The sequence below is a fragment of the Anaerofilum hominis genome (genome assembly GCF_014287275.1).
GTDB lineage: Bacteria > Bacillota > Clostridia > Oscillospirales > Ruminococcaceae > Pygmaiobacter > Pygmaiobacter hominis.
Genome location: NZ_JACONZ010000003.1, coordinates 14,958 through 29,436, shown reverse-complemented (window position 1 = coordinate 29,436; position 14,479 = coordinate 14,958). Strand labels below are relative to the sequence as shown.

Annotated in this window: 7 protein-coding genes; 4 read left to right on the top strand and 3 right to left on the bottom strand. The window is 64.9% G+C overall.

Annotated elements, in window-relative coordinates:
* Nucleotides 1-204: 204 nt before the first annotated feature.
* Entirely contained in the window at nucleotides 205-3,465 is a 3,261-nt protein-coding gene (locus tag H8S23_RS08755; RefSeq protein WP_186887969.1) for a DUF5107 domain-containing protein, read from the top strand.
* A gap of 588 nt (nucleotides 3,466-4,053) precedes the next feature.
* On the opposite strand, the gene H8S23_RS08750 is transcribed toward H8S23_RS08755, so the two are convergent.
* Both H8S23_RS08750 and H8S23_RS08745 read right to left on the bottom strand, forming a co-directional pair.
* The gene (locus tag H8S23_RS08750) at nucleotides 4,054-5,130 is read right to left on the bottom strand and encodes a substrate-binding domain-containing protein (RefSeq protein ID WP_186887968.1); all 1,077 of its coding nucleotides are present in this window, start codon (nucleotides 5,128-5,130) and stop codon (nucleotides 4,054-4,056) included.
* A gap of 137 nt (nucleotides 5,131-5,267) precedes the next feature.
* Complete coding sequence (locus tag H8S23_RS08745) at nucleotides 5,268-6,029, bottom strand: nitroreductase family protein (RefSeq protein WP_186887967.1); 762 nt, start codon at nucleotides 6,027-6,029, stop codon at nucleotides 5,268-5,270.
* 440 nt (nucleotides 6,030-6,469) lie between these two features.
* On the opposite strand from H8S23_RS08745, the gene H8S23_RS08740 reads away from it, so the two are divergent.
* The 3 genes from H8S23_RS08740 to H8S23_RS08730 all read left to right on the top strand — a co-directional run bounded on the left by H8S23_RS08740 (nucleotide 6,470) and on the right by H8S23_RS08730 (nucleotide 12,034).
* Nucleotides 6,470-9,697, top strand: coding sequence for a DUF5107 domain-containing protein (locus tag H8S23_RS08740; RefSeq protein WP_186887966.1), 3,228 nt, complete (start codon nucleotides 6,470-6,472; stop codon nucleotides 9,695-9,697).
* Nucleotides 9,698-9,940: 243 nt separating this feature from the next.
* Nucleotides 9,941-10,789, top strand: coding sequence for an aldose 1-epimerase (locus tag H8S23_RS08735; protein WP_186887965.1), 849 nt, complete (start codon nucleotides 9,941-9,943; stop codon nucleotides 10,787-10,789).
* Between the two features lie 144 nt (nucleotides 10,790-10,933).
* Nucleotides 10,934-12,034 (top strand): anaerobic sulfatase maturase, encoded by a 1,101-nt coding sequence (locus tag H8S23_RS08730; RefSeq protein ID WP_186887964.1) that lies wholly within the window; start codon nucleotides 10,934-10,936, stop codon nucleotides 12,032-12,034.
* A 1,315-nt stretch (nucleotides 12,035-13,349) separates the two neighbouring features.
* Here H8S23_RS08730 and H8S23_RS08725 read toward each other — a convergent pair.
* Nucleotides 13,350-14,102 (bottom strand): sporulation initiation factor Spo0A C-terminal domain-containing protein, encoded by a 753-nt coding sequence (locus H8S23_RS08725; RefSeq protein ID WP_186887963.1) that lies wholly within the window; start codon nucleotides 14,100-14,102, stop codon nucleotides 13,350-13,352.
* Nucleotides 14,103-14,479 lie beyond the last annotated feature (377 nt).

Here is a 14,479-nt window from a genome sequence, read left to right as displayed (position 1 = left end):
TTGCTCTGCCCGGCCCCGGGGCCGGATTTTTCTCATCTCTGCTATTATACAATAAAACCCAGCCCCAGCACACGGTAAAAATTGGGACAAAGTACAAAAAAATGCCTCCTTTTTGCGAAATAATTCGCCTTGCCCGCCTCTTTCGGCTCCTCTACAATGAAGCCAGAAGCCGTCCCGGCGGCCCAGAACAGGAGGAAGTTTTCCATGGACAAGACAGTCAAAGCCTGCAGGCAGCGGCAGGCCATCCCCACCTATGTGCCCAAGGCTCCCAGCAGCCTGCCGATGTTTTTTGAAAAAAAGCCCTATCAGGGCGCGTCGGGCCGGCTTTATCCGCTGCCCTACTGCGACGGCATCAGCGATGTGCGGCAGGACGTGGAGTACGAGGTCTACACGCTGGAAAACGAATACGTCAGCACGCAGGTCCTGCCCGCGCTGGGCGGCAAGGTGCTGCGCGGCTATGACAAGGCTGGGAACTACGACTTTATCTACCGCAACCGGGTGGTAAAGCCCGCCCTGGTGGGGCTGGCCGGGCCCTGGATCTCGGGCGGCATCGAGTTCAACTGGCCGCAGCATCACCGCCCCACCACCTATCTGCCGCTGGAGGCGGTGCTGGAGGAAAACCCCGACGGAGGCAAGACGGTGTGGACCGGCGAGGTCGATCCCTTTTACCGCATGAAAGGGATGGCAGGCATCACCGTGGACCCCGGGCGCAGCTATATCAAGGCCAAGGTGCGGGTCTACAACCGCACCGCCCTGCCCCAGATCTTCATGTGGTGGGCCAACCTGGCCGTCCCGGTCAACGAGACCTACCGCACCATCTTTCCCCCCGACGTGGAGTGGGTCAACGACCACGACCGCCGCGCCGTGCTGGAATGGCCCGTCGCCAAAGGCGTCTACCGCACCGCCCGTCCCTTTGACTACGGCGATGGCACCGACCTCTCGTTCTACGACGCGGTGAAGGTCCCCTCCTCCTTTCTGGTCAGCCAGGGGCAGTCGGACATGGACTTTGTGGCCGGGTACGACGGCGGGCTGGACAAGGGCATCGTCACCGTCGCGGACCACCACATCGCGCCGGGCAAAAAGATGTGGACCTGGGGCCACGGCGAGTTCGGCGAGATGTGGTGCTCGAACCTCACCGACGAGGACGGCCCCTACATTGAGCTGATGACCGGCGTGTACACCGACAACCAGCCGGACTTCACCTGGCTGGCCCCCTATGAGACGCGGGAGTTCGAGCAGGTCTGGTATCCCATCCGGGGCATCGGGGATGTGAAGAACGCCACCGTGGATGCGGCCATGAACCTGGAACAGCGGGGCGAAGAGTTCTTTTTCGGTTTCTGCGTGACCGGCGTCTTTCCCGGCTGCCGCATCACCGTGCAGGACGGCGATGCGCCGCTGTACGAAGAGCGCGCCGACCTGGACCCCGCCGCCGCCTGGCTGAAGACCCTGCCGCTGCGCGGCCACCGGTTTGAGGACCTGACCGTGTCCCTGCTCTCAGCTGAGGGGAAAACGCTGGTCTCTTACAAGCCCTGCCGGCGCGGCCAAAAAAAGCCCGTCGAGGTGCGCCAGCCGGTGCGCCGCCCTGCCGAGTACGCCACGGTGGAGGAGCTGTACATCAACGGCTATCATCTGGAACAGTATAAACAGCACAACTACGACCCGCGCGACTATTACCGCGAGGGGCTGCGCCGCGACCCGGGCGATATCCGCTGCAACACCGCCATGGGCCGGCTGGCCCTGAAAGACGGCTGTTTTGAGCAGTGCGTGGAGTTCTGCAGCGCTGCCATCCGGCGACTCACCAGCCGCAACGAGCACCCCACCGACACCGAGGCCCTTTACCTGAAAGGGATCGCGCTGTGCTATCTGGGCCGTTACGAAGAGGCCTATGACGTGCTGTCCCGCGCCGGGTGGAATTATGCTCACCGCAGCGCCGCCCACTACAGCCTGGCCGCCATCGACTGCCGCTTCGGCCGCTTTGCCGCGGCGCTGGAAAAGCTGGACGTCTCGCTGGGGCTGAACGCCGGCCACACCCGCGCGGCAGATCTGAAAACCGCCGTCCTGCGCAGCCTGGGGTGCGGCGGCGAGGCGCTGGCCCTGGCGCAGGCCTCGGCAAAAGCCGACCCGCTGGACCTCTGGGCCCGCTTTGAGCTGCACGCCCTCACCGGGGAAGGGCTGGATGAGATCCGCGGGATCTTCGGCGCCAAGCCGGAAAACTTCCTCGACGTGGCCTGCGATTATCTGGAGGCCGGCTTTGCCGGGGACGCGCTGCGGGTGCTGGACGCCGCGGACAGCGGCTATCCGCTGGTGCGGTATTATCGCGCCTGGTGCCTGCATCTGCTGGGCAGGGAGTCGGACGCCGAGCTGGCCGCGGCCGCCTCGATGGACACCGGCACCTGCTTCCCCTCCCGGCTGGAGGATATCGCCGTACTGGAGTATGCGGCAAGCGCCGGCCCGGCGGACGCCAACGCCTGCTATTACCTGGGCTGCCTGTTTTATGACCGCTTCCGCTATGAGGACGCCATCGGCCGCTGGGAGGAGGCAGTGCGCCGGGACCCGCACCACGCCAAAGCCCTGCGCTGCCTCAGCCTGGCCTATTTCGACAAGCGGGGAGACGCCGCGTCGGCCCGGGCCTGCATGGAGCTTGCCCTGGACGGCCTTGCCGACCCGAGACTGCTGTTCGAATACCAGCAGCTGCTGAAAAACAGCGGTGCGGCGCCGGACGAGAGGCTCGCCGTTTACGACCGCTGCCCGCAGCTGCTGCAGCAGCGGGACGACTGCTATCTGGACCGCATCGTCCTGCTGTGCATGAAAGGCCGTTATGAGGAGGCCATCCGCCTTGCCGGGGAGAGGCATTTCCACATCTACGAGGGCGGCGAGGGCAACCTGACCAAACAGCACGCCTGGATGCATGTGCTGTACGGCAACGAACTGGCCGCCGCGGGCCGGGATGCCGAGGCGGAGCGCGCTTACCGAAACGGCGCAGAGATGCCCCGCAGCTATGGGGAGGCCAAGACCTTCTTCAACCAGGAGGCGCACCTCTATTTTTATCTGGGCCTGCTGCTGGAAAAGCGGGGCGACGGGGCGGGGGCAAAAGCCGCCTTTGAGGAGGCCTCGGTCTACAAGGCCGCCGTCTCGGAGCTGTCGCTGTTCCGCGCGCTGGCGCTGCGCCGGCTGCTGTGCTTTTCTCAGGCACAGCAGGTGCTGCAGGAGATGCTCGACGCCGGCAGCGAGCTGATCGACAACAAAGACCTGCGCGGTTATTACGGGGTGGGTTCCCCCTGCCCCATGCCCTTTGAGTACGACATCGAAAAGCAGAACCTGGTGAACGGGCATATCCTGCGGGGCTACGCGCTGCTGGGGCTGGGCCGCAAACAGGAGGCCGACGCCGAGATCGCCGACGCCGCTGCGCTGGACCCCTACAACTTCCGGCTTTACGCCTACGGCCAGATCCGCCCCACGATCTGAGCCCGGCCCTCCGGGCCGCCAAACCGGCTTTCTACTGCTCTCTCTGGCCTCTCCGGGCCGCCGCGCACAGGCGGCAGCCCGGAGAGGCTTTTCTTTTTCCCCGCCCGCGCCCTCAGCGGGGGCCGCCGGTGGCCTGCCTTTGCCCGGCAAAGACTTCTTGGGGACCGGCCTGCCGGGACGCGCCGAAAAAACTTCCCACCCGCGCCCTGTGCCTGCCGGCGTTGCGGCAGGCATCCCGGCTGTCCCCCTGTCCGCTCTCGCCAGCGTCTTTGCCCGCGTGATAGTCCGCCTTTGCCGCTTTGGCAGCGGGCGCTTTTTGGCACGCTGCGCACAGCCCCTCTCGGCAGCCCCGGGCGCCGGGCTGCCCGGCGGTTTGGGACCGGAGACCGGCTCAAGCGGGGCTGGCCCATCAGGCGGCCCAAACGGCAAGCGGGGGCGAAAACGCGTCCCGCCCGCGCTGCGGGTCCCCTGCCCTCCAAGCGGGGCCCGCGCCGCCCGGCCCCCGCGCCGGCTCTTTCTCACGGGCGGGCCCCTCTGCGGCAAAAAGCACCCCTGCGCGGCCGGCCGGCCGCGCAGGGGTGCCTGTCGTCAGAAAAACTCCCGCAGAAAGGAGACCAGCTCCCCGCGGCTGTTCGCCCCGCACATCTTTTCCATCTTTTTGACCCGATACTTCGCGGCCGTTTCGGACACAAAGCATTTTTCCGCCGTGGCGGCATAGGTGTCCCCGTGCATCAGGCACTGCAGCACCGCGAAATCGGTCTCGTCGCACTGGCCCAGCAGCGTCTCCAGCATCGCCATGCGGGAGACCTCGCCGTCCTCGTAAAACGGGTTGCGCGGGCGCTGGCCCGCTTCCTCCGGCCCGTGCCGCGCGCCCGCATAGGGCCGGCCGCCGGTGGTCTCGCGGACATGCAGGCGGCTGTGCAGCAGGATATTCACCGAAGAGACCGTCTTTTCGCGCACCACCAGATGATAAGCTGCCAGCGCGGCCCGGCCGAAATGCTCGTAATCGTCCGAGATCGAGGTGATGGAGGGCGAGGACAGCCGGGAAAGGAACAGGTTGCCGTACCCCAGCAGGTAAGGGCTGCCGGGCTGCCCTGCGCCCACCTGCCCCAGCCGCCGCACCAGGGAGAGCGCCGCGTAGTCGCTGGCGCAGATCACGCCGTCACAGGCGCTCAGCTGGCTGCGGAAGCACTCAAAGGTGTGCTGCAGGGACCTCTGGGTGACGAACACTCCGCCTTTGCCTTTTGTCAGCCGCTGAAAGACCTCTGCCCGCCACGGGTCAGAGGTGGCGGCAGGGTTGACCCCGTACAGGCCCAGCCGCTCGCAGCCCAGGCTGCGCAGGTAGTCGACCGCCAGCCGCATCGAGTCGGGGATATCCATCATGACCGCGCTCATGGCCCCGTCTCTGCCGGCGGGCGGGCGGTTGGTGAGGGCGATGGGGTGGACGCCGAGGGCGTCCGCCCGCAGCGCTTCCCGGCCGATCCACGCCTCTGAAGCGCCGATCAGCAGCACCGCGGTCTCCCGGTCCTGCGGGGGGATCTGGGCCGCGTCCCCGATCTCCCGCAGGGGCACCCGCTTTTTCCGCGCCTCGTCGCCGAGCCCGCGCAGGATGCGTCGGCACCAGGGATAACTTTTAAATTCTTCTTCTGTCCTTACATACAGCATTTTTTCACCGGGGGGGCTTGCGCGGTGGAAAGCCGCGCGGGGTTTCGGGGCCTTGCGGGCGCGCCGCGCCGCACTGCTTTTCACGCCGCTTCTGTCAAACCCCGGCTGCCCGGCGGCGGGCTTTCCGCAGCCTGGGGCTATCCAAACCGATAGACTGCGTCCAGGGTCCGGGGGACATCCCCGCCGTCATCCGTGAAAAGGCTTCTCCTGTACTCCACACCGTTCTTTTCAAGACACAGCTCCAAAAAGCAGAGAAAGATGCCCATGTCGATCTGATTGTAAAAGGATACTTTTCCGGCGGGCATGATGCCGCGCCTGCCGGCTTCTCTGCATCGATACACCTCCAGCCCGTCCGCCCCGCACACGACCCTCCAGGGCTGCGTATTGCAGGAGCTGGGGGCGAACCTGACGATCTCCGCCATCGGGTCCATCCTTGTTCCCGTCCAGATCTCCTCCGCCGTCCTGCGCCTGCTTTTGAACATATCCCTGCGGAATTTGGTCTCATCCCCGATCTTTGCGATCGCGATCATGATCACGAACTCCAGGCCGCAGACCTTTTCTTCCTCCGGGCGGCCGATGCCGAACCACAGCGTGCCGATGTTTTTGGAGACCAGGTACAGATCCAGCTGTTCGCCGAGATAGCCTATATTTTGCAGATAATCGTCTTTTTTCTCACTGTACAGCAAAATGCAGTATTCCTGCCCTCTTCTGCAGGTCGTTTTCTCCGCCGGCACCACCCTGAGGGCCGTTTTAATGTCCGGGCACAGCGGCGTCAGGGACGCATAGGTCCTTTCGATCTCCCGGATCTCCTCTGCCGTGATCCCGCCCTCCCCGGTGTCCCGGAAAAGGTGGAACGACTTTCTTTTGAAGATCATCCTGTACAGCGCGGACTCCTCCATGGCGTTTTCTCCCCGCAAATCTGCGTTTGTTTTATGCTGTGACCATGTGCCGACCGTTTGTCCTGCGGCTGCGGGCGCAGCGACGGCGCGGCGCCGTTTTCACCGCCGCGCAAAACAGCCGTCCCGCGCCGGCGCCCCGCTCTGTGCCCGGCAGGTCGGCGGTGCTGGCGGCCGGAACCGCCCCAACGCGCGGCAAAACCGGCCGGCCTCCGGGCCCCGGACGGGCAGCCCGGGGGCAGCGGCGCCTTTATATCGTCTTTATTGTAGCACATCCCGCGCAGGCGGGGCAACCGCCTGCCCGCGGCGGACAGGGCCGGCCTCCGTCTAAAACGGCTGTTTTTTTTCACGGTTTTTTTGTCTTTCCCTCGCCGGCGGAATCCTTTATGATGAAAACAGTAAACCGGCTTCCCTTGCGGGAGGCCGCAAAGGTGGTTGACAAGATGAACAGAGCGACGATCCGGGTGGAATCCCTCGTGATCCCCACCTACCCAGAGCCGGAGCACGAGCCCCTGCCCATGTTTGCGGAAAACCGCGTGCATCAGCGCTCTTCCGGCCGGCCCTACCCCAACCGCGTCACGCTGGAGGTGGACCGCACCCACCGGCAGGACCGCGCCTACCAGGCCGTTCACCTGGAAAATGAGTACCTGGACGTTTGGGTGCTGCCCGAGATCGGCGGCCGCATCTACGCCGCGCGGGACAAATCCACCGGGTACGACTTTTTTTACCGCCAGCACGTGATCAAGCCCGCCCTGATCGGCGCGCTGGGGTCCTGGGTGTCCGGGGGGGTGGAGTTCAACTGGCCCTATCACCACCGCGCCTCCGGCTTTATGCCCTGCGATTTTTCCACCGAGGAGGCCGCGGACGGCTCGGTGATCTGCTGGCTGTCCGAACACGATCCCGTGGACCGGATGAAGAGCCTTGTCGGCATTGTACTGCGCCCGGACGCCGCCTATCTCGAGACCCGGGTCAAGTTGTGCAACCGCACCCCCACAAAAAAGTCTTTTCTCTGGTGGGAAAACACCGCCGTGCCGGTGAACGAGAGCTACCAGATCTTTTTCCCTCACGACGTGACCTATGTCAATTTTCACTATCTTGACTCCCGCATCTCTTACCCGGTGGCAGGGGCGGGCGTCTTTAACGGCATCGATATGTCCCAGCCGCGGGACATCTCCTGGCACAAAAACACGCGGGACGCCACCTCCTATTTTGCCTGCGCCTCCAAATATGACTTTTTCGGGGGCTACGACCACGGCCTCGGCTGCGGCGTGGTGCATATCGGCAACCATCACATCTCGCCGGGCAAAAAGATGTTCACCTGGGCCTACAACCAGCTTTCCCGCTCCTGGGAAAAGGCCCTCACCGACAGCGACGGCCAGTACGCCGAGCTGATGGCGGGCTCCTACACCGACAACCAGCCCAACTTTTCCTGGCTGGAGCCCTACGAAACAAAACAGTTCTCCCAGTACTGGTATCCCATCTCCCGCATCGGCGCGCCCGATTACGCCAACCTGGACTGCGCGCTGAAGCTGGAGGAAGAGCAGCTCTGCTTGCAGGCCACCCGCGCGCTGGGCCCCTGCACCGTCGAAGTGCGGTCCGCCGGGGAACTGGTCCTCTCTCTTCCGGCCTCCCTTTCGCCCTGCGAGCCGGTCTTTCTGCCCTGGGCGCGGCCCGCGGGCCCGATCTCGGTGCGCGTCGTCCGCGCGGACGGCGTCCAGACCGCCTTTTATCAGGAGGAAGAGCCGGACCGCCTCAAAATGCCGCCGGTCAAGGACCCGCTGCCGCTGCCCTCTGAGCTGCAGTCCGCAGACCGCCTGTATCTGGCCGGCGTCCATGTGGATCAGTACCGCGACCCGGCGGTCATGCCCGACGCCTACTGGCTGGAAGCGCTCAAGCGAGACCCCTGCCACGCGCCCTCGCTGCTGGGCATGGCCCGGTACAGCTATACCATGCTCCGCTTTGAGGCTGCGCGGGGCTATGCTGAACAGGCGATCCGCGAGCTGACCCGTTTCAACGAGCGCACCGAAAACGGCGACGCCTATTACCTCTACGCCCTGATCTTGGAACAGCTGGACGAGCCGGACCTCGCCTATGACTATTACTACAAGGCGGCCTGGAGCGGCAGCGCCGTGCCGATGGCCATGGCCCGGCTGGCCTGCCTGGACCTGCGCCGCGGGGACTGGGCCGAGGCGGCGGCGCACGCGCGCCAGGCCCTGGAGCGGGACGCTCAGCATCCGCTGGCCCCGGCCGCGCTGGTGCTTGCCTGCGCCGCGCTGGGACAGGCCGGGGAGGCGCAGCAGGCCGCTGCCGCGGCGCTGGACCGCGATCCGTTCAACCTGCTGGTGCGGTATCTGTCCGGCATGCCGGAAGAGCAGTTTTTTGGCGGCCTGTCCAGCAGCCCCTCCCAGGCGGTGCTGGATCTGGCCGCGGACCTGGACGCCATGGGGCAGCGCGCGCGCATCATCGCCCTGCTGGAGGGGCTGCTGCGCTGCCGCCCCGAAGAGGGCTGCGCGACGATCTTGTACACGCTTGCCTATTACCGCGGCCTTGAGGGTGGCGACTGCGCCGGGCCGCTGCGCCGGGCCGAAGACGCGCCGCTGGGGCAGACCTATCCTTTCCGCCCCATCGAGGCGCGCGCCCTGCGCGCCGCCGTGGAGCAGGGCTCCGCGCGGGCGCCGTTCCTGCTGGGCTGCCTGCTCTACGACAAGCGCCACTACCCCCAGGCGGCAGAGCTGTTTGAAGAGGCCCTGCGCCGCGACCCCGGCAATTATATGGCCTGCCGCAGCCTGGCCGTGGCCTGCTTCAGCCATCTGGACCGCGGGGAGGAAGCACTGCCGCTCATGCACAAGGCAATGTCCCTGCACCCGGACGCGCAGCTGCTCTATGAGACGGTGGTGCTGATGGATAAGCTGGGCTGCGCGCCCGCGGAAAAGATCGCCCTGCTGGAGAGCCGGCCGCAGCTGCTGGGCCGCGACGATCTGCTCACCGAGCTTGCCAAAGCCTGCAACCAGGACGCCCGGCCGCAGCAGGCGCTGGAGGTGCTGGGCGCGCACACCTTTGTGCCCTGCGAGGGCGGCGAACACGCCATCGCCGACCAGTACATGTTTGCCCACTATCTGCGCGGCATGGAGCAGCTGACCGCCGGCAGGCCGGAAGAAGCCGCCGCCTGCTTCACCGCGGCGCTGACACTGCCGGAAAATCTCGGGGCGGGCATCTGGAACCGCTGCAAATATGTGCCCTACCGCTATCGCATCGCCGAATGCCTGGAACAGCTGGGCCGCGGCGGGGAGGCCGCCGCCCTTTATCGGGAGATCCTGGACATCCAGGTGGACTTTTTCAGCAAAATGCATCTGCGGGAACTGCCTTTCTATCAGGCCATGGCCGCGCGCCGGCTTGGGGAGGAACAGCGCGCCTGCGCCATCCTCTCCGCCGCCCGGCGCGAGTGGGCCGCCGAGCTGGAGCGGGTCGACGGCGGATTTTTCTCCACCACGCCCTTTTTCATCTCTTTCACCGACGACCCGGCCCGGCTGCGCCGCGCCCAGTACCTCTATCTGCTGGCGCTGACAGAGCTGTTCCAGGGCCATGACCGCCGCGCGGGGGAGATGTTCCGCGAGAGCCTTTCGCTCAACAGCGACAATCTCTTCTGCGGGTATTTTGCCCAGGCGCTCTGAGGCCGCCCAAAGGGGAGCCGCCGGGCCGCGCCCGCAGGACCGCGGCAGACAAAAGGAGTTCCCTCAAGGCGGGCGCGCCGCTTTTGCCGCTGCGCCTGGGCCGGGGACGCCGGTCCAAAGCGCCGCAGCCGTTTTTTCGCTTTCTTCTTTTTCATTCTCAGCCGCTTCAGCGGGGGATCCCAGTCCCCCGCTGAAGCGCGTCCTGGGGCGGGCACGGCCTTCCCCAAAGAAAGGAGTATCCGCTTGAATCCATCCATCCTGAACCTGTGCGCCGCGGGCTGGACCGCCGCGGTCGCCCCCGGCCTGGGCGGCAACCTGACCCGGCTGGAATACCTCGGCCGCCCGGTGCTGCGCCCGCTGGAGGACAACGCCCCGCCAGACGCCGACCCCTTTCTGTTCGGCAGCCCCATCCTTTTTCCCGCCAACCGCACCCGCGGCGGCCGCTTTGCGTTTGAGGGCGCGGTCTATCAACTGCCGGTCAACGAACCGCAGCACGACGCCCATCTGCACGGCCTGATGCATCTTCAGGCCTTTACCGTCCTCAGCTGCACGCGGGACGAGGCGGTGCTGCGCTTTGAAAACAAAGCCCGGGTCTACCCGTTCCCGTTCCGGCTCACGGTGCGCTACCGGCTCTCGGACCGCGGTGCAGAGTCCTTTTACCGCATCGAAAATACCGGCTGCCGGGCCATGCCCTTTACCTTTGGCCTCCACACCACCTTCCCCGAGCCGGAGACCTTTTCTGTGCCGCTGGGCGCTGTGCAGGAAAAGGACGCCCATCACCTGCCCACCGGGCGCATCCTGCCGCTGTCCGACGCCGAGCGCCGGTGCCTTTCCGGCACAGCGTCGCGGGGACAGGTCCATTCCGGCTACTATCTGTCCGGCGGGGATACCGCCCGCATCGGCCCGGTCTGCTACCAGGTCTCGGGCGGGTTTGACCACTGGGTGCTCTACAACGCCCGCGGCGGCGCAGGGCTGCTCTGCGTGGAGCCCCAATGCGGCGCGGTGGACGGTCTCAATCAGCCGGGTGGCTGCCGCATCCTGCAGCCCGGGCAGGAGCTGCGGCTCTCTACCCGGCTCACCTGCCCCGGCTGAGCCCCGGCCCGTCCGGGGCAGCGTGACAGGCCTTTCCGCGCTTTCGGCACGTCCCGCCGCCGCGCCGGTGGGGATGAAAGAGGCTGTACTTTTGCCCCGGTTTTGGGTATAATCGAAAAAAACCGCAAAAAAGGAGGCGACGCCGTGCCGCCGCTCACCGTACTGATCAAGCCCGCCTCCGGCAGCTGCAATATGCGCTGCACCTATTGCTTTTACGCGGATGAGACCCAGAACCGCGCGACCGAAAACTACGGCATGATGAGCGAGGCCACGCTGGAAGCCGTGGTGCGCGAATGCCTTGCCCGCGCCGAGGGCAGCTGCAGCTTCGGCTTTCAGGGCGGCGAGCCCACCCTGCGCGGGCTGGATTTCTTCCGCCGCTGTACCGCCCTGGTGGAGCGCTATCGTCCCCGCGGGCTTGCGGTCTCCTATTTTCTGCAGACCAACGGGCTGCTGCTGGATGAGGCGTGGGCGGCGTTTTTCCGCGAGCACCATTTTCTCATCGGCCTGTCGCTGGACGGCGACAGAGACCTGCACGACGCCTGCCGTCCCGACGCCGCGGGCAAAGGCACCTTCAGCCGGGTGCTGGGGGCCGCGCGGCTGCTGGACCGCTTTGGGGTGGACTACAACGTGCTCACGGTGGTGACGGCGCGCACAGCGCGCAGCATCCGCCATATCTACCGATTTTTTATGAAAAACGGCCTGGTCTACCAGCAGTACATCCCCTGTCTCGACCCGCTGGGCGAGGCGCGGGGCCTGCATCCCTGGTCGCTGACGCCGCAGGCCTACGGCGATTTTCTCATCCGCCTATTCGACGAGTGGTACGCCGACCGCCGGGCCGGCCGGTTCGTTTACATCCGCTATTTTGAAAACCTGGCCGCTTTGATGCTGGGGCGCCCGCCGGAGAGCTGCGGCATGCTGGGGCGCTGCGGCCCGCAGCTGGTGGTGGAGGCGGACGGCAGCGCCTACCCCTGCGACTTTTATATGCTGGACGATTACCGTCTGGGCAACTTCAACACCGACAGCCTGCCGCAGATGGAAGCGCGGCGGGAGCAGACCGGCTTTCTGCAGGAATCTCTGCGTGGCCTTGACCGCTGCCGCACCTGCCGCTGGGCACGGCTCTGCCGCGGCGGCTGCCGCCGCGACCGCCAGGGCACGGCGTTGCACGAGATCGGCCAAAACTATTTCTGCCCAGCCTATCTGCGCTTTTTTGAATACGCGGCGCCCAAGCTTGCCACGCTGCTGTGACGCGGCCCCCGGCGACCTGAGGCCGCGCGCCCGCTGCGCCCGGCGCTTTTCCCGGTGCGTCCTGCCCGCGCAGCCGCGGCGGCGGCGATGACAGTCGGACCTGGCCGGAAACGGACTCGATGCGGGGCGCCGGCAGCTGGAAAGCCCTGCCCCGGGCGCTGCTCTGAGCGCCTTTTCCCTTTTTGCCCTACATAAAACCCCCGGCTTTTCCGGGGGTTTTTCGCAGATGGGTGGAACTTGGGAATACCGGCACACATAACGGTATGCGCGCCGCACCGCAGCGGTCCGCCCCGCTGACCGCAGGGTTTCATCTGTCCGCTGCCCACAAACGGGCGCATTAAAAGTTTCCCATTGTCTGCTGTTCGCCTGTTTCATTTTCTTCCTGCCGGTGACATATGGGGGCTTCTGTTTTCTTTGCTTATTTCTTCGCTGCGTCTGCATCGTATCCTCGGCATCAGGATTTTCGTTCCGTTACGCGATAAAGCCGTTTATGTCGTTCATTGGCCGCGCGCTCCTTCTTTTCCGTATGGTTGACAGACTACCGTTTTGTTTTTGCACAGGGAATTTCCTGTCTGCACCATCGCCATGAGACTTCTTTTGAATCACTTTCCCAGCAGGTGGTTTTCTCGGCATATAAAAGAAGCGCTTTCCCGGCTGTCATCGCCGGAAAAGCGCTTCTTTTTTTGTTTTTGCTGCTGCGATGCTTTTTGCCGGGGACGGGCGATCCATAGCCTCATTCCCCGCAGCCGCTACCCGTTATCCCCAGACAGGTGGACTGAAACAAGTGGTTTTCAGCTGCAGCCGGGCTCTTGCTTCCGCCATGCCGTGCCGGGACCCCGCGGAACCCTCCTGCCTCCTGACACCCTTTACCGTCCGCAATTCCGAGGCCGCCACCGCAGCGCTGGCAGCTTTGCTGCGTCCCCGAACATTTTTCGCTCTCCGCAGGCGGCCAACGTCCCACGCCTTTCTCTGCGGCGGGCGCACGCCGCGTTTTCAGCGGGCAGCCGAGGCCCCTCCCCACCTCGTGGTAGCGGGACTACACAGGGCCCGCCCGCTTCCCGGTGCTCTTTTCCGCCGACAGCGCCGCGGCCGCGGCGTCGGCAACTCGGGCACAGCCCGGATGCATTTCTCCCCGCAGCCGTGCTTTTTTCGATTTGTCCGCCGGACGTTTTCCCTTTGCAAAAACGCCGCGCCCAAGGGCGCGGCGCTCAGACGGCCGTTTGCGCTTTTCCCGTTCTGCCCCTCCACCCCGGCCCCGCTTTTTTATGCCGCGCGCTGTGGGCGGTGGGAAAGGCAGCAGCGGACCCTGTGCGCCCTAGGCCTGGCGGCGGTTTCTTTTGTCCAGACGGATCTTGTCCGCGATCGCTGCCACAAACTCCGAGTTGGTGGGTTTGCCGTTCTGGCTGTAAGCGGTGTAGCCGAAATAATCGTGCAGCGCCTCGCTGCCGCCGCGCTCCCAGGCCACGGTGATGGCGTGGCGGATCGCCCGTTCCACTCTGCTGGCAGTGGTGTCATTGCTGCGGGCCACGTCCGGGTAAAGCCTCTTGGTGACCCCGTTGAGATAGCTCTCGTCCTCAGCGATCAGCAGGATGGCCTGCCGGGCGAACCGATAGCCCTTGAGATGCGCGGGCACCCCTACCTCGCGCAGGATCTCGGACACCGTACACTCGTCGTCCGGCACTGGGCCGCGGGTCTCGGCGCGCTGCAGCACGGAAGCCGCACGGGCCGCCAGGATCTCCGGGTCAAACGGCTTGAGGAAATAAAAGGCGATGCCGCGCTTTGCCATCTCGCTTTCCAGCCGGTCGTCGGCAAAGCTGCCCGTGACAAAAAAGACAATGTCCCCAAGCCCTTCTCCATCGCAGCGCTGTTTGATCGACAGCGCGTCCAGGCCGGGCATGAACGCCTCCATCAGCACCAGCTGCGGCCGCTCCCGGCGGATCGCCTCCAACAGGACGCTGCCGTTTTTTTCGCAGATCTTCACCTCGATCTCGCGGGCCTCAAGGGCCTCCCTGCACCGCTCCGTCACCGACGGGGTCAGGTCTGTCATCAGGCATTTCGCACGCTGCATGTTTCCACATTCCTCTCACTTATTTTATTGCCGCCCCCGGCAAAACAATTTTGCCCGTTGTCCGGGTCCCTTTCTCCACATTCCACAAGGGGTGGTGTTTCCGCTTTTTTAGATTACCATATATTGGAATAAATTGCAATATATTACCATTTTTGTAATAAATTTTTGCTTTTTGCCCAAAATTTATTTTACTTTTTCAAGTATGGTGTAAAATTTGACCTGATACTGTAGAATCCGCTCTGTTTTGTGACCTTTTTGCGGTATGGAGGAGACTTCCTGCCGGTCTCCTTGCCCTATCGGGCCTGCGCGGGCCGCGGCAAAGAGGAGGCGCGGCCAAAATCAACCTCTCCGTGGGAAAAGGCGCTTTTCCCTGCCGG